Source organism: Streptomyces sp. NPDC046712, assembly GCF_040645695.1.
GTDB lineage: Bacteria > Actinomycetota > Actinomycetes > Streptomycetales > Streptomycetaceae > Streptomyces.
In genome coordinates, this window is sequence record NZ_JBEYYW010000015.1 from 93767 (window position 1) to 111015 (window position 17249).

Genomic DNA, 17249 nt, shown 5'->3' on the forward strand with positions numbered 1-17249 from the left:
GCCCCGGACCGTCGTGCCGGGCCGCGGCCGTCACCCGCACGCCCCTGCCCCACTCGGAGGTATCAACCATGCTCAAGCAGCGTCCCCGCATCGTGAACCTGTGCGACACGGAGCCCAACCGCAGGCGTGGAGGCGACCTGCGGGCCATGCTCACGCCGGCCACCGTGGGTTCCACCAGCGGCTTCATGGGCCTGGCCATCATTCAGCCCGGCGAGCGCATCGGTGAGCACTACCACCCGTACTCCGAGGAGTTCGTGTACGTCGTCCAGGGCGCGCTCGAAGTGGACCTGGACGGCGACACGTACGCGCTCCAGCCCGACCAAGGACTCCTGATCCCCATCGACGTGCGCCACCGCTTCCGTAACGTCGGAGCGGTGGAGGCCCGGATGGTCTTCCACCTGGGCCCGCTCGCCCCGCGTCCGAGCCTCGGCCACGTCGACACGGAGGTCACCGAGGAGGGCGAGCTCGCCGCCACCGGGCCACACCTGTCCGTGGGAGACCCCGGAGCGGTGTCCGAGCGGAACGGGGCCATCGAGTGACCCGGCGTGTGGCGGTGACCGGAATCGGGGTGGTCGCGCCCGGCGGCACGGGAGTGAAGGCGTTCTGGGACCTTCTCTCCAGCGGCCGTACCGCGACCCGTGGCATCACCCTGTTCGATCCGGTCGGCCTGCGTTCCCGCATAGCCGCCGAGTGCGACTTCGACCCGGCCGCGCACGGCCTGGACCCGGAACTGTGCGAACACGCCGACCGGTACGTCCAGTTCGCCGTCGTCGCCGCCGGAGAAGCCGTACGCGACTCCGGACTCGACACCGCCACGGAGGACCCCTGGCGCGTCGCGGTCTCCCTGGGCAGTGCCGTCGGCGGGACCACCCGCCTGGAACACGACTACGTCCTGGTCAGCGAGGCGGGACGGCGCTGGGACGTGACCCACGACCTGGCCGGTCCGCAGCTGCACACCGCGTTCCAGCCGAGCACGCTCGCCGCCGTGGTGGCCGAACAGCTCGGGGCCCGCGGCCCCGTGCAGACCGTCTCCACCGGCTGCACCTCCGGTCTCGACGCGGTCGGCTACGCCTTCCACACCATCGAGGAGGGCCGGGCGGACGTCTGCATCGCGGGCGCGTCTGACTCCCCGATATCCCCGATCACGATGGCCTGCTTCGACGCCATCAAGGCGACCTCCCCCGACAACGACGACCCCGAGCACGCCTCCAAGCCCTTCGACAACCGCCGCAACGGCTTCGTCATGGGGGAGGGTGCGGCGGTCCTCGTCCTGGAGGAGTACGAGCACGCGCGGGCTCGCGGCGCACACATCTACTGCGAGATCAGTGGCTACGCCACCTACGGCAACGCGTACCACATGACCGGTCTGACCGCGGAGGGACACGAGATGTCCCGGGCGATCGACACCGCGCTCGGCCAGGCCCGACTCGACCCCACGAAGATCGACTACGTCAACGCGCACGGCTCGGGCACCCGGCAGAACGACCGGCACGAGACCGCCGCCGTGAAGCGCTCCCTCGGCGCCCACGCCTACGACACGCCCATGAGCTCCATCAAATCCATGGTGGGGCACTCGCTCGGCGCGATCGGCGCGATTGAGGTCGCCGCCTGTGTGCTCGCACTGAAGCACCAGGTGGTGCCTCCGACGGCCAACTACGAGATCCCCGACCCCGAGTGCGACCTGGATTACGTGCCGCGCGACGCCCGCCCGCGAAAGCTGAGGAATGTGCTCTCCGTGGGCAGCGGATTCGGCGGCTTCCAGTCCGCGGTGCTCATGACAGGGCCGGGCGGGAGGACACGATGAGCACTCAGTCACGGCCGGCGGCCGTCACCGGGATCGGTGTGATCGCCCCCAACGGACTGCACGCCGACACGTACTGGAAGTCCGTACGGGAAGGCCTCGGGTTCCTCGGCCGGATCACCCGCGAGGGATGCGAGCACCTGCCCCTGAAGGTCGCCGGCCAGGTCGAGGGGTTCGACGCCTCGGCCCTCATCGAGGAACGCTTCCTCGTCCAGACCGACCGGTTCACCCACTACGCCATGGCGGCGGCCCGACTCGCCCTCGACGACGCGGGCCTCGGCCGGCTCGACGGTTCCGAGGACCCCTTCGCCATCGGCGTCGTCACCGCAGCCGGGTCGGGAGGCGGCGAGTTCGGCCAGCGGGAGCTGCAGAAGCTGTGGGGACAGGGCTCCAAGTTCGTGGGCCCCTACCAGTCCATCGCCTGGTTCTACGCGGCGAGCACCGGCCAGATCTCCATCCGGCACGGCTTCAAGGGGCCGTGCGGGGTCGTCGCGAGCGACGAGGCCGGGGGCCTGGACTCCCTCGCCCACGCGGCCCGGGCCGTACGGCGCGGGACCGGCGCCGTGGTCGTCGGAGCCGCCGAGGCACCCCTCGCCCCGTACTCGATGGTGTGCCAGCTCGGCTATCGGGAGCTCAGCACCGTCGAGGACCCCGACCGTGCCTACCGCCCCTTCACGGCGGGAGCCTGCGGCTTCGTGCCCGCGGAGGGCGGCGCCATGCTCGTCGTCGAGGACGCGTCCCGCGCCCGCGAGCGGGGTGCGGCGGTTCGGGCCCACATCGCCGGCCACGGCGCCACGTTCACCGGCGCCTCGCGCTGGGAGGAGTCCCGGGAGGGACTCGCCCGCGCGATCCGGGTCGCCCTCGACGAGGCCGACTGCGCCCCGGAGGAGGTCGACGTCGTGTTCGCCGACGCCCTGGGCGTACCGGAGGCGGACCGCGCCGAGGCGCTGGCGCTCGCCGACGTCCTGGGAGCACACGCCACCCGCGTGCCCGTGACGGCCCCCAAGACCGGCATCGGCCGCGCCTACTGCGGGGCACCCGTGCTCGACACCGCCGCCGCCGTGCTCGCCATGGAGCACGGCCTGGTGCCCCCCACCCCCAACGTGTTCGACATCGCCTGCGATCTCGACCTGGTGATGTCCCGCGCTCGCCCCGCCGAGCTGCGCACGGCCCTCGTCCTCAGCAGGGGACTCATGGGATCCAACGCGGCGCTGGTGCTGCGCCGCGCTGGCGAATCCGCCCGGTAGGACCGGGCGGGGAAGGAGAGACACATGATCACCAAGGAACTGACCTTCGACGAACTGGCCACGCTGATGAAGCAGTCGGCCGGCGTCACCGTCGATCCCCGGCAGATCGAGCAGACGCCCGACGCGCCGTTCAGCACCCTCGGCGTCGACTCACTCGGCCTGCTGGGCATCGTCGGCGAACTGGAGAACCGCTACAGCCTGTCGCTGCCCACCGACGCCGAGCGCTGCAAGACGCCCGCCGAGTTCCTCGGCCTCGTCAACACCACCCTGAAGACCGGAGTCTGACGTGTCAGGACACACCGACAACAGCATCATCATCGACGCCCCCCTCGATCTCGTCTGGGACATGACCAACGACATCGAGAACTGGCCCCAGCTCTTCAGCGAGTACGCCTCCGTCGAGGTGCTCTCCCGCGAGGGCGACACCACCACCTTCCGCCTGACCATGCACCCGGACGACAACGGGAAGGTCTGGAGCTGGGTGTCGGAGCGCACCGTCGACCGCCCCAAGCGGACGGTGCGTGCACATCGTGTCGAGACCGGGCCCTTCGCGCACATGGACATCCGGTGGGAGTACGAGGAGACGCCGGCCGGTGTCCACATGCGCTGGGTGCAGGACTTCGCGATGAAGCCCGACGCCCCGGTCGACGACGAGTGGATGACGGACAACATCAACCGCAACTCCCGCACCCAGATGGCCCTGATCCGGGACCGCATCGTGCGGGCCGCCCAGGAGCGCCGGCGCGCACCGGTCATGCCGGCCTGACCGCACCCGCAGGAAGGACACCCGATGCACCACGCACTGATCGTCGCCCGCATGGCGCCCGGTTCGGCGCCGGCGATCGCCGACGTGTTCGCCGACTCCGACCGCGGCGAGCTCCCGCACCTGGTCGGCGTCACCCGGCGCAGCCTCTTCCAGTTCGGCGAGGTCTATCTGCACCTCATCGAGGCCGAGCAGGACCCGGCGCCCGCCATCGCCAAGCTGGCCGGGCACCCCGAGTTCCGCAACACCAGCGAGAGGCTGTCGGCGTACGTCAGCGCGTACGACCCGACGACATGGCGCAGCCCCAAGGACGCCATGGCGCACTGCTTCTACCGCTGGGAGCGGGACGCCGGGTCCTGAGCGAACGCACGGCGGAGAAACCCGAGGCCGCCCGCCCCGCGTCAGACGCGGAGCGGGCGGCCTCGGGTTTCCTCCGTGCCCCCTGATCAGGCGGGCACGGTGCACTCGAAGGCGTGTAGATACGCGTTCACCGGGCGGATCTCGCCGATGACCAGGCCGGCGTCCGTCAGCCGCTCGACCATGCTCTGCCGGGTGTGCTTGGCACCGCCCACGTTGAGGAGCAGCAGCAGGTCCATAGCCGTCGTGAACCGCATCGAGGGGCTGTCGTCCACGAGGTTCTCGATCACCACGACACGGGCGCCGGGGCGCGCTGCCCGCCGGATGTTGGCCAGCGTCCTGCGGGTGCTGTCGTCGTCCCACTCCAGGATGTTCTTGATGATGTACACATCCGCCTGGACCGGGATGTCCTCGCGGCAGTCGCCGGCCACCACACGTGCCCGGGAGGCCAGCGAGCCGCCCTCGCGCAGGCGCGGGTCGGCGTTCCCCGCCACCCCCGGCAGGTCGAGCAGCGTGCCGTGCAGGTCGGGGTACTTGTCCAGCAGACTCGTCAGGACGTGCCCCTGACCGCCCCCGATGTCGGCGACCGAGGACACCCCGTGCAGATCGAGCAGTTCGGCGACGTCCTGCGCGGACTGCCGGCTCGATGTCGTCATGGCCCGGTTGAACACGTGCGCGGACTCGGGTGCCTCTTCGTTCAGGTACGAGAAGAACTCCCGCTCGTACACGTCCTGGAAGACGTTGCGGCCGGAGCGCACCGCCTCGTCGAGCTTCGGCCAGACGTCCCACGTCCACGGCTCGGTGCACCACAGCGCGATGTACCGCAGGCTCTGCGGGTCGTCCTCGCGCAGGAGACGGGACATCTCGGTGTGGGCGAAGGTGCCGTCGGGGCGCTCCGTGAAGACGCCCTGGCACGACAGGGCGCGCAGCAGTCGGCGCAGCGTCCGCGGATCTGTCTTCACCTCGGCCGCGAGCGCCTCCGCGGTCATGGGCGTGTCGTCCAGCGCGTCCGCCACACCCAGCCGGGCGGCCGCGCGTACGGCGGCGGCGCCCGCCGCCCCGAAAACGAGCTCTCTCAGCCGCATGGGCGGCGGGGGAGCGGGATCAACAGTCGTCATCTGTTCGCCTTGCCTTTGCTGTCGTGCCGTGAGGGAGGGGGAGGGACCGGTCAGCACATGCCCGCGGGTTCCGAGACCTTGCAGGTGTTGCCGTGGAAGGTGTTGCCCTTGCCGGTGTCCCGGTTCGCCAGGTCGGCCGTGCCGTTGCGCAGCACGACGTTGTCGCGGATCTCGTTCCGCTCGTTGAGGGCGCCCACGAAGCTCTTGAACAGCACGACGCCGCCGGACAGCGGGGAGTCGCCCTTGTTGTCCACGACCCGGTTCTCCGCGACGAGCGTCTCCTCGGCGCCGGTGAGGACGATTCCCGAGCCCTGCAGGAAGGGCAGGCGGGGGGTCTTCGGACAGAGCTTGTTGTTGGCGTGGATGTGGTTCCGGCGCAGGGTCATGGCCCCGGCGCGCGGCGAGGACTCGTCGCCCACCACGAACACCCCGGCGCAGTTGCCGGTCGCGTTGTTGCGGTCGACGGTCAGGTTCCGCAGACGTCGGACCGTGACGCCGATCCGGTTGTCGTACACCCGGTTGTGGGTGATCAGCGTGCCCTTGGCGTCGGCGGCCCCCTCCTCCTTGTCGAGGGTGTTGGCCAGGAACAGCCCGGCGTCGCCGTTGCTCCGGGCGATGTTGTGGCTGAGCTCGCTGCGCACGAACCTCTCCTGGGCGATGCCCCAGGTGCCGTTCTTCTCGGCGATCACCCGCTGGACCTTCAGCCGGTCGGTCCACGACGCCCACAGGCCGGACTTGGCGAAGCCCCGGAGCGTCAGCGAGCGCACGGTGACGCCCTCGACGGGACGGCTCTCCGTGCCGGCGACGCAGATGCCGTTGCCGGCCTTCGCACAGGCGTTGCCGGCATCGGTCGCGCCGGGCTCGATCACGGTGGGGAGGCCGCCGGTGCCACGCAGCGTCAGGTTCGGTGTGGTGATGCGGACGCTCTCCCGGTAGGTGCCGGGGGAGAGGAGGACGGTGTCCCCCGGGCCGGCGGCGTCCACGGCCTGCTGGATCGATTCGCCGGGCTCGACCCAGTGCACGGTCATCTTGTTCGCCGTCGGTGCGGCGGCGCCCACGCCCGACGCCGCGAGAGCCGCGGTGCATGCCAGGAGGGCGATCTGTCGTTTGGTCATATGGCGAAGTTATGAGCGCGAGTTCGGCCCGGCCACCGCTGATGGCCCGGGTGGGCTGCTCGCCCCCATGAAGACTCCCGACGGCTCAGAGGGACGTCGGGACCGGCACTAGGCCGTTCGCCCGCCAGGCACCATCCGTTCCGGCGCGCCGGACATGCTGCCGTGACCTGCGGCGGTGACGACGGGGAGGACGGTCGAGAGCCCGACCGGGGGACACCCGTGCGTGCTCCTCCCGTTGCGGTGATCACGGGTCGGGGTTTCCCTCGTGCACGGAGCACAGCACAGGCGCCGCGCGGTTGAGCCGGCCAGGAAAGCTCCCCCGAAGGAGAGAAGCATGCGCGTTGTACGTACCGGTTCCCAGCTCGCCCTGATCCTGGGAGCCCTCGTTCTGTCCGCTCCCACCGCCGTGGCCGCCGTGGGGGAGCCCGCCGGTGACGTCCGGGTCAACCCGGGGAAGGCGACCCCTGGTACCACCGTCACCGTCACCACCTCCGCCTGCGGCAAGGAGACGTACGGCAAGGGCGAGTCGGAGGCGGGCGGGAAGTTCCACCTTCTGCCGGGCGACCGGAAGGGCGTCCTGGTGGGCGAGTTCCAGGTGCCCGACGACGCCGTCTCCGGCACGGACACCGTGACCCTCAAGTGCCCGCCCCGGATCAAGAAGACCGTCACGTACCAGATCTCCGGCCGTCCGAACGGTGCCGTCGACGCCGGCTTCGGCGGGGCTTCCGGGGGCGACGACAGAAGCATCCAGCTCGCCCTCGGCGTGCTGCTGCTCGGCGGCGCCGCAGCGGGGGTGATCAGGCTGCGCCGGCGTTCCCCGGAAGCCCGGACCCCCGCGTGACCATAGGCCCGGACCTCCGAACGACCCTACGACCCCCGGCCCCGGCTCCGTGAGGAGAGCCGGGGCCCGCCACCGAGCAGAGGCACGATCAGCATGAGGAACGGCTTCAGGCCGGAGACGACCGGAACGCCGCCGCGGCGCGTCCCTTCGGCCAAGGTGCTCGCCTGGATGGCGCTCGCCGGTACCTTGCTGCTGGCCGATGCGCTGCGCGACGACGGCCCGCCGCAGCCGACGGCGGCACAGGCCCGGCCTCCCCTCGCACAGACCGCCGTCCGAGCCGATCCGAACCGCCCCGGCCCCCGGCCACTGCCCGCGTCGCAACCGGCGCGGATCAGGATTCCGGCCATCAAGGTCGACGCTTCCCTGACGCCCCTGGAGCTGGACGGGGCCGGAGCGCTGCAACCCCCGCCCGCGACGGCCCCGACCGTAGCCGGCTGGTACGCCGACGGCACCACACCCGGCGCGTCGGGTACGGCCGTCGTGGCGGGTCACGTGGACACCCCGCTCGGCCCGGCCGTCTTCCACCGGCTCGGCGCCCTGTTCCGGGGCGCCGAGATCGCGGTCGAACGCGAGGACGGCCGCACGGCCCTGTTCACGGTCGACGCGGTCGAGGTCCACGCGAAGGACCGGTTCCCCGACGACCAGGTCTACGGCAGCTCCGGACGCCCGGAGTTGCGGTTGATCACCTGCGGTGGCGACTGGTCCAGGAGCACCGGCTACCGGGCCAACACGGTCGTGTACGCCACCCTGACCGGGACGAGATAGCCTCCGAAGCGCGAGGCAGGAGCTGCTGGACCCGACCCGGCGAAGTGCGATGTCGTGGGAGATGAGAGGGTCTGGCGGGTGAGCGAGACACTACCGAACACCCTGCAATACCGCGTTGACGGAGGAGAAGACGCTCCGGTCCTGGTCCTGGGGCCCTCCCTGGGTACCACCCTGCACATGTGGGACCGCCAGATACCCGAACTCACCCGTCAGTGGCGCGTCGTCCGTTTCGATCTGCCGGGCCACGGCGGGGCCCCCGCCCAACCCTTCACCTCCGTCGCCGAACTCGGCGACCGGCTGCTCGCCACCCTCGACGAGCTGGGTGTCCAGCGCTTCGGCTACGCGGGCTGCTCCATCGGCGGCGCGGTCGGCATCGACCTCGCCCTGCGGGCGCCCCACCGGGTCGCCTCGCTCGCCCTGGTGGCCGCCTCACCCCGGTTCGGCAGCGCCGACGAGTTCCGCCAGCGCGGCGTGATCGTCCGTACCAACGGCCTCGAACCGATGGCCCGCACCGCCCCCGAGCAGTGGTTCACCCCCGCCTTCCGCGCCGCACAGCCCGCGATCGTCGAATGGGCCGTTCAGATGGTCCGCACCACCGACCCCGGCTGCTACATCGGCGCCTGCGAGGCGCTCGCGGTCTTCGACGTGCGGGAAGCCCTCGGCCGCATCGGTGTCCCCGCCCTGGTGCTCGTCGGCTCCGAGGACCAGGTCACCGGCCCCGCGGAGGCCCGCACCCTGGTCGCCGGTATCGCCGACGCCCCGCTCGCCGTCGTCCCCGGCGCCTCGCACCTCGCCCCCGTCGAGCAGCCCGCGGCCGTCACCGAGCTGCTCACGAACCACTTCGCCGGGATCGTGAACGAGACGCAGAGCGCCCTGCCCGCTCCGCCGATGCCGCCCGTCTCCGCCCCCGTCGTGCCCGTCGCCGAGATCGCCCCCGCCGGGCCCGTGGACGGTGCGGCGGGGACGGCCGGGGCCGTGCGGCCCGACCCGTACGAGCAGGGCGTGAAGCTGCGCCGCGAGATCCTCGGCGACGCCCATGTGGACCAGGCCCTGGCCGACGACTTCGGCGCCGACCTTCAGGCCCTCGTCACCCGCTACGCCTGGGGCGAGGTCTGGAGCCGCGAGGGCCTGGACCGCCGGACCCGCAGCTGCGTGACCCTGACGGCCCTGATCGCCGGCGGCCACCAGGACGCGCTCGCCGACCACACCCGGGCCGCCCTGCGCAACGGACTGACCCCGGACGAGATCCACGAGGTCGTGCTGCACACCGCGGTCTACTGCGGGCTGCCCGCCGCCGAGCGCGCCCTGCGCACCGTGGGCCGGGTGATCAAGGAGGAGACCACGCCCCAGGCGTAGGCTGACCGGGCATGTACGGCCCGTCGTGAGGTGGAGTCCTGTGAAGCTGACGAAGAAGTCGCACGCCTGCGTCCGTCTGGAGAAGGACGGGCGGACGCTCGTCATCGACCCCGGCGGGTTCAGCGAGGAGGACTCCGCCGTCGGCGCCGACGTCGTGCTGGTCACCCACGAACACCCGGACCACTTCGACGAGGGCAGGCTGCGGGCCGGTCTGGAGTCCAACCCGGCGGCCGAGATCTGGACGCTGCGAAGCGTCGCGGAGAAACTCTCGGCCGCCTTCCCGGGCCGCGTCCACATCGTCGGCCACGGCGACACCTTCACCGCGGGCGGCTTCGACGTCCAGGTGCACGGGGAGCTCCACGCGGTGATCCACCCGGACATCCCCCGGATCACCAACGTCGGCTTCCTCGTCGACGGCTCCGTCTTCCACCCGGGCGACGCGCTGACCGTTCCCGACCACCCGGTGGACACGCTGATGCTGCCGGTGATGGCCCCCTGGAACAAGATCTCCGAGGTCATCGACTACGTACGGGAGGTCAGGCCGCGCCGCGCCATCGACGTCCACGACGCCCTGCTCACCGACCTCGCCCGGCCCATCTACGACCGGCAGATCGGCGCCCTCGGCGGCACGGACCACGGCCGGCTGACCCCGGGCGACTCCACCGAGCTGTGATCCACCGGGCCGCGAGGCCGGTGGCTGTCACACCCCGACGTTAGGCTTGCGCTCATGCGCATCGCGACCTGGAACGTCAATTCGATCACCGCCCGCCTGCCCCGGCTCCTGGCCTGGCTGGAGAGCTCCGGCACGGACGTGCTGTGCATCCAGGAGACCAAGTGCACCGTCGAGCAGTTCCCCGCCGACGAGCTGCGCGAGCTGGGGTACGAGTCGGTGGTGAACGCCACCGGGCGGTGGAACGGTGTGGCGCTGCTCTCCAAGGTCGGCCTGGAGGACGTCGTCACCGGACTGCCCGGCGGGCCCGACTACGAGACCCTGCAGGAGCCCCGGGCCATCTCCGCGACCTGCGGCCCGGTCCGCGTGTGGTCGGTCTACGTGCCCAACGGCCGTGAGGTCGCCCACGAGCACTACGCGTACAAGCTCCGCTGGCTGGAGGCGCTCCAGGCGGCCGTCGCCGAGGACGCGGCGGGGGAGCGTCCGTTCGCCGTCCTCGGTGACTACAACATCGCGCCGACCGACGAGGACGTCTGGGACATCGCCGTCTTCGAGGGCGCCACGCACGTCACCGCCCCGGAGCGGGCCGCGCTCGCCGGACTCCGCGAGACGGGCCTCACGGACGTGGTCCCGCGCCCGCTGAAGTACGACCACCCCTTCACGTACTGGGACTACCGCCAGCTCTGCTTCCCGAAGAACAAGGGCATGCGCATCGACCTGGTGTACGGCAACAAGCCGTTCGCCGACGCGGTCAAGGACAGCTATGTCGACCGGGAGGAGCGCAAGGGCAAGGGCGCGTCCGACCACGCGCCGGTCGTCGTCGACCTGGACGTCTAGAGCCTGTCCCGCGTCCTCCGGATCAGGCCCTAGGACTTCTCCTTCGCGCTCGGTGCCTGGGCGGCGTTCCAGCCGGTGAGCTCGGCCGGGCGGTTGGTGATGATCCCGTCGGCGCCGAGCGCGTCCAGGGTCTTCCAGCGGGCCGGGGTGTCGACCGTCCAGACCATCACGGCCACTCCGGCCGCGTGGAGCCTGCGCACCGCGTCCGGATGGGCGGACAACTGCGCGGCGGACGGGTTGTAGGTGCTCAGGCCGAGCTCCTGGGCGACCGCGACCGGGTCGGGATCCAGCTTGTCGCGCAGCAGGCCGAGGGGGAGTTCGGGCGCGAGCGCGCGGGTGTGCCTCAGCGCTTCGGGGTCGAAGCTCTGCACGAGGACCCGGCCGGTCATGGCGTGGTCGCGGATCGCCTGGACGATCCGCGCCACCTCGTCGCGGCTGTGCCGGCCCTTGATCTCCAGGACCAGGTTCCCGCCCCGAAGGCGCAGGTCGTCCAGTTGGGCGGCGAGGGTGGGGACCCGTGCACCGGTGAACGCGGGGGCGAACCAGGAGCCGGCGTCGAGCGTGTCCAGCTCCGCGGCGGTGAGTTCGCGGATCGGTCCGGTGCCGTCGGTGGTGCGGTCGACCGTGGTGTCGTGGAGGACGTACGGCACGCCGTCCTCGCTCGGCTGGACGTCGTTCTCGATCCACCGGGCGCCGCCCCTGCGGGCCACCTCGTCGGAGAGCAGCGTGTTCTCGGGCGCGGCCGAGGAGGCGCCCCGGTGGGCGATCACCGTCATCGGCGCGCCGGGCGCCCGCAGGAAGGCGTTCGTGGCTCGCTTCTCCACGCTCGCCGCGGCCTTGCCCGTGGCGGAAGCGGACGGAGTCTCCCGCACGATCAGGAACGCGGCGGTCGAGGCGCACGAGAGGGCCAGCACGAGCGCGACGGCGGCGTTGCGCCGGCCGCGTCGCCGGCCGGCGGGCGGAGTCTTGGGCTCTGGCATGCGCCACACCCTAGGGGGTCTCGTCGATCAGGCCGGATCAGGGCGCGGTGCCAGGCGTCGCGAGCCCGGCATGATCGGCGAGGCACCCCTGGTGCCCGCGAGCCGAATGCCGCGGCTGCCCGGGCCCGGACGATCTCCGCGCGCCGGGTGGTGCCATGGGAGGGTGCGGTGCGACGCTGGTCGGATGAACATCCCTTTCCTGGACAACTGGCGCAAGCGGCCCGAGGCCGATCAATCCCCCTTGGCCGCGGCTTTCGACCGTGACCCCGAGGGAGTCGGCGAGCTGCTCGCCGAGTGCGAGTTGCTGCGCGCCAGGGCCCAGGACGCGGGGGTGCAGCTGGACGACACGGCGCGCTCGCTGGTGGCGATCGACCAGCTTCCGCCGCGCTGGCGGGACGATCCGGAGGAGCTGCCCTGGCTGGGCAACGACGCCGGGCTGTATCTGGGTACGGTCATCGTGCGCACGGTGCCGGGCGCGGTCTGGCAGGTGTGGCCGGGAGGTCGGCCCGTGGTCCGGCTGGCCTCGGGCCGGGAGATCGACGTGGTCGCCGCCGGGCTCGACTGGGCCGTGAGCGGATCGCCCGAGCTGTCCCAGGTGTACGGGGAGGCCGCCGAGTTCTGACCGCCCCGGCGGGCCACCGGCCACCCCTTTGCAGTAAATACGGCTAATGCCGTTTTCATGCGTGTCGGGCGTGAAGTCCCTTTTTATGGTGGATAGTTTGCGCTGACCGCGACACAGCCGAGAAGGGGGCAGGGCAGCGTATGGCCGCCGATACCGCGCTGGTTGCCTGCGGCAAGGAGGGTGGTCCGCCCGGGCAAGGCCCGCGGCCCGACGAACTCGAGGTCACCGGAAAGCCGTTCTCCCGCGAGCCGCTGCTGCCGGACGGGAGTCCCCCAGGGCCCCTGGGCACCGAGGGGCAGTAGCTCGCGGGAGAGCCATGCCCGCCCGGCAGCAGCCGGTGATCACTTCTCCCGCAGCGGGACCGACAGGTACGAGGGGTCGGCCGACGGAGAGGAGAAGGTCAGCTGTGCGCCGGTCGGGTTGTGCTCGATGTAGAGCGGGTCGACGGTGTCGACGACCAGGGCGAGACGGTGGCCCGCCGGCACGTCGTAGGCCGTGGAGAACAGCTCCAGGTCGACGGTGAACGGCGCGCCGGGTGTCTTGCCGTGGAAGGTGTACGGGGCATTGCTGACCAGCTTGCCGAGGCCGAGCGGGCCCACGTCGTAGAGGTACGCGACGAGGGTGCCGCTCTCCTTGGTGGAGGTGACGGTGGTGTGCAGCTTCGCCGTGCCGCGCACCCGCTGGGCCGTGTCGTACCGCTCGGACTGCCAGACGCAGGCGAAGGAGCGGGGGAGGAGCGGGATCGAGGCGACGGGCGGGGTCTTCAGGAACTGGTCGAGGGCGTTGGACAGCAGCACGATGCCGCCGTTGGCGCCGGAGTCGACGTTCGCCCAGATCTTCTGGGTGGAGCCGAGGGCGATCTTCCGCTGGTTCGCCCCCACCGACTTCCAGTCCGGGTAGCCCTCGTAGCCGCCGGTGGAACGGGACTTGAGCTGGACGGGCTGCTCGCGGTCGATCCCGTTGTCGACGCCCTTGAGGTGGCGGTCGAACCAGCGGTGGGCGTTGGTCCAGGTGTCGTTGGGGAGCCCGAACAGACCGGTGGCCTCGGCGGTGGCGTGGTCCCCGGGGCGGAACTCCAGGCGCTTGGGGCCCTGGAGCTTCTCGTAGAAGGAGGCGTACTGGTTGGGCGGGAAGATGGTGTCGCCCCAGGCGTTGCCGAGCATGATCGCCGCGCCGTTGGCGTTGATCCGGTCCAGATAGGTGGCCGCGGAGCGCTTCTTGCCCCAGGCGATCATCTCCTCTTCCTTGTCCAGGTTCGAACCGAGGAAGTCCTTGAGGGTCTGCCGGAGTTCGGGTCCGGGACGGCCGGTGAGGAAGCCGGCGCCGCCCAGCAGGGCCGCGGCCTGGAGGTGCTGGGTGCGGCCGCTGTAGATGGACTCGATCAGGTCGGCCCAGCCGCTCAGGGCCGCGACGGCCTTGACCCGCGGGTCGTGCGCCGCGGTGAGCAGGCTGATCCCCGCCCCGTAACTCACCCCCGCCATACCGACCTTGGCCGGGTCGGCCGGGGTGTTGGCGAGCGCCCAGTCGATGACCTTGGAGGCGTCGGCGACGTCCTTCGGTCCGGCGGTCTCGATCTCGCCGCCGGACTGCCAGAAGCCGCGCGAGTTGTAACTGACCAAGATGTAGCCGGAGTCGGCGAGCTTCTGGGCCTGTGCGAGGTACTCGATCTGTGGCATCGCCCAGCTGGTGGGGAGCACGATCACGGGGTGGCGGGTGGAGCCGTCGGCGCCGGCGGGGGTGACGACGTTGGCCTTGAGGATCGTGCCGCCGTCTCCGGCGATGTCGACGAAGCGGATGCCGGGCTCGGCGGCGTGGGCGGCGGGGGCGAGCCCGAGGGTCGTCCCGGCCGCCAGGGCGGCCGAGACGGCGAAGACCAGAGGTGTGCGCACGGGTCACTCCTACTCGTGTCACTGGTGGGGACAGTGAAAGTGACCCGACGGTAACCGGACAGGCTTACCGGAGGTAACTGGTCGGTAAGTTACGCGAGGGTAACGATTAGTGGTCCGCGAGTGCGCTCTTCGCCCGCCACTCGGCCCAGGACAGATTCCACTCGCCGTAGCCGTTGTTCAGCGCCTGCGTCCCCTTGGCGTCGGAGCCGGTGATCTCGAAGGGGTCGCCGACCTGCACCCGGTCGTACACGGACCGCGCGTCGGCGTCGCTCATGCCGATGCAGCCGGAACTCCTGTTGGCGCTGCCGAAATAGGCCGCGTTCCAGGGCGCGGCGTGGGCGTACATGCCCGACCAGGTCAGCCGCATCGAGTAGTCGACCATCTTGTCGTAGGCGTCGCCGAGCCCGACGGTCTCGGAGCGCATGTTGATGGTGCCCTCCTTGGACATCAGGACGGTCTTCCCGCGCCAGGACCCCTTCTCGCCGCCGGGCGTCCCCGCCGACATCGGCACGTTCTGGACCACCTGCCCGTCCCGGAGCAGCGTCAGCCGGTGGTTGTCCAGGTCGACCTTGACCAGCTGGTTCCGGCCGATCGAGAAGGACGTGGTGTAGTCCCGGACGAACCAGCCGCCCGTGCCGGAGTCGACACCGCTCAGTTCGGCGTCCAGGGTCACCTTCGTGCCGGACTTCCAGTACTCCTTCGGCCGCCAGTCGACGCGGTCCTTGCCCGACCAGTCCTGCATCCAGCCCCAGGAGCCCTCGGTGTTGTTCGAGGTGGTGACCTTGAGGTGCTTCTCGACCTCTGCCTTGTTCTTCACCGGGTGGTCGAACACGATCGACAGCGGCTGGCCGATGCCGACCGTGGTGTTCTTCCCCGGAGCCAGCGTCAGCTTGTTGACCCTCTCGGGGGCCGCGGTGGTGAACGCGGCCTTCGCGCTCCCGCCGGCCGTGTCACGCGCCTCGACGGCGTACGCGGTTCCGGGCGTGACCTTGCGGGAGGACGTCCAGCTCTTTCCGTCCGCGGACACCTTCCCCTCCAGCCGCCCGCCCTTGGAGTCGGTCACGGTGACCTCCCGCAGCGCCCCCTCGGCGAGCGTCACGGTCACCGGCCCACCGGCCGCGGCGCGTTCTCCGGAGAGGTTCACGGATATCCGCGTCCGCGGCGCCGCCTCCCCGCCCTTCTCGCCGTCCGCCGCCGAGGCGCCCCCGGAACAGGAGGTGAGCGTGGCGAGGGCGAGGGCCGCCGCAGCGGTGGTGAGCAGGGTGCGACGCGGGCGTATGCGGTTCAAGGGGACGACCTCCGGTGTTGATCTCTCTCTGGAGAGAGAGGGAGGAAGGCCGTGAAAGGTTGCGAAAATCCTATCTATTTCGGTGATGTCGGATGTGAGATGGGCAATACGGCCGCGTGGGGGCTGTGCCCGAGCCTCGTTAGGGTTCGGTCGTATGACCGACCGCGTACTGGAACTCCTGCGCAACCGCCCCGATCTGGCCGAACTGGCCGCGTTTCCGTTCAACTTCGATGTGGGCCGGGCGTACCACGTCGAGGAGGTGCACCTGGCGTCCGGGGCGTCACTGGAACCGATCGCCGGCGACGACACCGGAGGCACGTACTTCCTGTGCGGGGGTACCGCCGTGCTCCACGCGTCCTCCGAGGGGGACGCCGTGCTGCTCGCCGACAGCGTGACCGAGGCGCTGGAGATGCTCGTCCGGCTGCCCTGGTGGTGCGAGAACCTCTCCGCGGAGCTGGACGAGAAGAGCCTGCTCGCCGAGGTACGGGCCGCGGACGAGGAGGCGCGGGAGGAGTTCGCCCCCGAGCTGGACGTGCAGCGAGCGGCGTTGCTGGACGGGCTCGGCCTGCCGGACCGGCCCCTGACCGAACTCCTCGCCCTGTCCGAGTCGGCCGCCCGGCGCACCGACCCGGACCACGTCCTGCTCAACTCCGACGAGCTCTGCGCGTACCGGCTGGCGGAGTCCTACCGGACGCCGCTGCGCGACGTCGTCCTCGCCCCGGGACGGCAGGCGCTGGAGCGGATGCGCTCCGGCGACCTCGACGCGCGCCGGAAGGCGGCCGAGGATCCGGTGCTGCGCGCGGGGGTGCTTCGGGCGGCGCGGGACGACCGCCGGGACGGCGACCTGCCGCTGCTGCGTTTCCTGCTCCGACGCGAGAACGACGAGCGGACCGAGTGGTATCAGGAGCGGTGGCTGGCCGCGATGCTCGTGGCGCTCCACGCGCAGGACGAGGACGTTCCCCTGCTGCGGTCGGCCACCCAGGGGCAGGTCACCGACAGCGCCGAGGCCCTGCAGTGGGCCCGCCAGCAGGACGCGGCCGAGGAGAGCTCGTTCACCTGGATCGAACTGGCCCACCGGCAGGGACGCGTCGAGCACGCCCGGGTCGCGCTCATCCGCCTGCTGGACGACACGGGCCCGGACGCACACCGGCTCCGGGAGCTGAGCCGTGCGCTGGAGCGCATCGGCGACCACGCACAGGCGGCCCGCGCGCAGTTCGACCTCCTCTCGCTCCAGGACACGGCGTGGGACCGGGCCGTGGAGGCGCACGTCCTCGCCCGCCTGGAGCGCCGCAAGGGCGACCTCGCGGCAGCGGGACGGGCGCTGGAGCGCGCGCGGGCGGCGGTCGGCCTCGACGGCGGCAGGACGGACGGAACGGTCACCGAATGGCACCGACGGGGGCTCGGCCGGCTGATCACGGAGCAGCATCTGGAGCTGACGCTCGCCGCGATCGAGGCGGGTGACTCGGAACTCGCGCATACCACGATGGCGCACGGCCGGCTCCTGCTGAACACGATCGCCAAGCAGTCGGCGAAGGCGCTCAGCAGGCTGTCCACGCGGGCGAAGTGGGCGGTGGCCGGCCTCCGCCCGCCCGGCGCCTGA

General features: G+C 71.3%; 19 protein-coding genes. 14 read left to right on the plus strand and 5 right to left on the minus strand.

Going from position 1 to position 17249, the window contains the following annotated elements; genetic code table 11:
• Positions 1-68 precede the first annotated feature (68 nt).
• The 6 genes from ABZ939_RS20640 to ABZ939_RS20665 are packed head-to-tail and all read left to right on the plus strand — an operon-like array spanning position 69 to position 4171.
• Positions 69-539, plus strand: a complete 471-nt coding sequence (locus tag ABZ939_RS20640) for a cupin domain-containing protein (RefSeq protein WP_361856880.1) — start codon at positions 69-71, stop codon at positions 537-539.
• The gene (locus ABZ939_RS20645) at positions 536-1804 is read left to right on the plus strand and encodes a beta-ketoacyl-[acyl-carrier-protein] synthase family protein (RefSeq protein ID WP_361856882.1); all 1269 of its coding nucleotides are present in this window, start codon (positions 536-538) and stop codon (positions 1802-1804) included. Before ABZ939_RS20640 ends, ABZ939_RS20645 begins: the two co-directional genes overlap by 4 nt.
• Complete coding sequence (locus ABZ939_RS20650) at positions 1801-3048, plus strand: ketosynthase chain-length factor (protein ID WP_361856884.1); 1248 nt, start codon at positions 1801-1803, stop codon at positions 3046-3048. The genes ABZ939_RS20645 and ABZ939_RS20650 overlap by 4 nt, the downstream gene beginning before the upstream one ends.
• Before the next feature lie 24 nt (positions 3049-3072).
• Positions 3073-3333, plus strand: coding sequence for an acyl carrier protein (locus ABZ939_RS20655; protein WP_361856887.1), 261 nt, complete (start codon positions 3073-3075; stop codon positions 3331-3333).
• A gap of 1 nt (position 3334) precedes the next feature.
• Positions 3335-3814 carry an SRPBCC family protein gene (locus ABZ939_RS20660; protein ID WP_361856890.1) on the plus strand — a complete coding sequence of 160 codons (480 nt, stop codon included), beginning with the start codon at positions 3335-3337 and terminating at the stop codon, positions 3812-3814.
• 24 nt (positions 3815-3838) lie between these two features.
• Positions 3839-4171, plus strand: coding sequence for a TcmI family type II polyketide cyclase (locus ABZ939_RS20665; protein WP_361856893.1), 333 nt, complete (start codon positions 3839-3841; stop codon positions 4169-4171).
• A gap of 86 nt (positions 4172-4257) precedes the next feature.
• Here ABZ939_RS20665 and ABZ939_RS20670 read toward each other — a convergent pair whose 3' ends face one another.
• Together ABZ939_RS20670 and ABZ939_RS20675 are read right to left on the minus strand one after the other, a co-directional pair.
• Positions 4258-5286, minus strand: coding sequence for a methyltransferase (locus ABZ939_RS20670; RefSeq protein ID WP_361856895.1), 1029 nt, complete (start codon positions 5284-5286; stop codon positions 4258-4260).
• A gap of 50 nt (positions 5287-5336) precedes the next feature.
• Positions 5337-6401: a right-handed parallel beta-helix repeat-containing protein gene (locus tag ABZ939_RS20675; protein WP_361856898.1), complete on the minus strand. Its 1065-nt coding sequence runs from the start codon at positions 6399-6401 to the stop codon at positions 5337-5339.
• Between the two features lie 334 nt (positions 6402-6735).
• Here ABZ939_RS20675 and ABZ939_RS20680 point away from each other — a divergent pair, with 334 nt between their 5' ends.
• From ABZ939_RS20680 to ABZ939_RS20700, 5 genes are all read left to right on the plus strand, one after another.
• Positions 6736-7242, plus strand: a complete 507-nt coding sequence (locus ABZ939_RS20680) for a sortase (protein ID WP_361856900.1) — start codon at positions 6736-6738, stop codon at positions 7240-7242.
• A 93-nt stretch (positions 7243-7335) separates the two neighbouring features.
• Positions 7336-8007, plus strand: a complete 672-nt coding sequence (locus ABZ939_RS20685; RefSeq protein ID WP_361856902.1) for a class F sortase — start codon at positions 7336-7338, stop codon at positions 8005-8007.
• 78 nt (positions 8008-8085) lie between these two features.
• A complete protein-coding gene (locus ABZ939_RS20690) occupies positions 8086-9363 on the plus strand; it encodes an alpha/beta fold hydrolase (protein WP_361856904.1) in 1278 nt (425 codons plus the stop codon).
• 25 nt (positions 9364-9388) lie between these two features.
• Positions 9389-10036: an MBL fold metallo-hydrolase gene (locus ABZ939_RS20695; protein ID WP_361856907.1), complete on the plus strand. Its 648-nt coding sequence runs from the start codon at positions 9389-9391 to the stop codon at positions 10034-10036.
• Positions 10037-10090: 54 nt separating this feature from the next.
• Complete coding sequence (locus ABZ939_RS20700) at positions 10091-10870, plus strand: exodeoxyribonuclease III (protein ID WP_361856909.1); 780 nt, start codon at positions 10091-10093, stop codon at positions 10868-10870.
• A 29-nt stretch (positions 10871-10899) separates the two neighbouring features.
• On the opposite strand, the gene ABZ939_RS20705 is transcribed toward ABZ939_RS20700, so the two are convergent.
• Entirely contained in the window at positions 10900-11850 is a 951-nt protein-coding gene (locus ABZ939_RS20705) for a glycerophosphodiester phosphodiesterase family protein (protein ID WP_361856912.1), read from the minus strand.
• A 184-nt stretch (positions 11851-12034) separates the two neighbouring features.
• On the opposite strand from ABZ939_RS20705, the gene ABZ939_RS20710 reads away from it, so the two are divergent.
• Both ABZ939_RS20710 and ABZ939_RS20715 read left to right on the plus strand, forming a co-directional pair.
• Complete coding sequence (locus tag ABZ939_RS20710; protein WP_361856915.1) at positions 12035-12472, plus strand: DUF6278 family protein; 438 nt, start codon at positions 12035-12037, stop codon at positions 12470-12472.
• Positions 12473-12612: 140 nt separating this feature from the next.
• Positions 12613-12774, plus strand: a complete 162-nt coding sequence (locus ABZ939_RS20715) for a hypothetical protein (RefSeq protein WP_361856917.1) — start codon at positions 12613-12615, stop codon at positions 12772-12774.
• Between the two features lie 39 nt (positions 12775-12813).
• Here ABZ939_RS20715 and ABZ939_RS20720 read toward each other — a convergent pair whose 3' ends face one another.
• Entirely contained in the window at positions 12814-14361 is a 1548-nt protein-coding gene (locus tag ABZ939_RS20720) for an alpha/beta fold hydrolase (protein ID WP_361856920.1), read from the minus strand.
• 106 nt (positions 14362-14467) lie between these two features.
• Entirely contained in the window at positions 14468-15649 is a 1182-nt protein-coding gene (locus tag ABZ939_RS20725) for an Ig-like domain-containing protein (RefSeq protein ID WP_361856922.1), read from the minus strand.
• A gap of 154 nt (positions 15650-15803) precedes the next feature.
• On the opposite strand from ABZ939_RS20725, the gene ABZ939_RS20730 reads away from it, so the two are divergent.
• The gene (locus ABZ939_RS20730; RefSeq protein ID WP_361856925.1) at positions 15804-17249 is read left to right on the plus strand and encodes a hypothetical protein; all 1446 of its coding nucleotides are present in this window, start codon (positions 15804-15806) and stop codon (positions 17247-17249) included.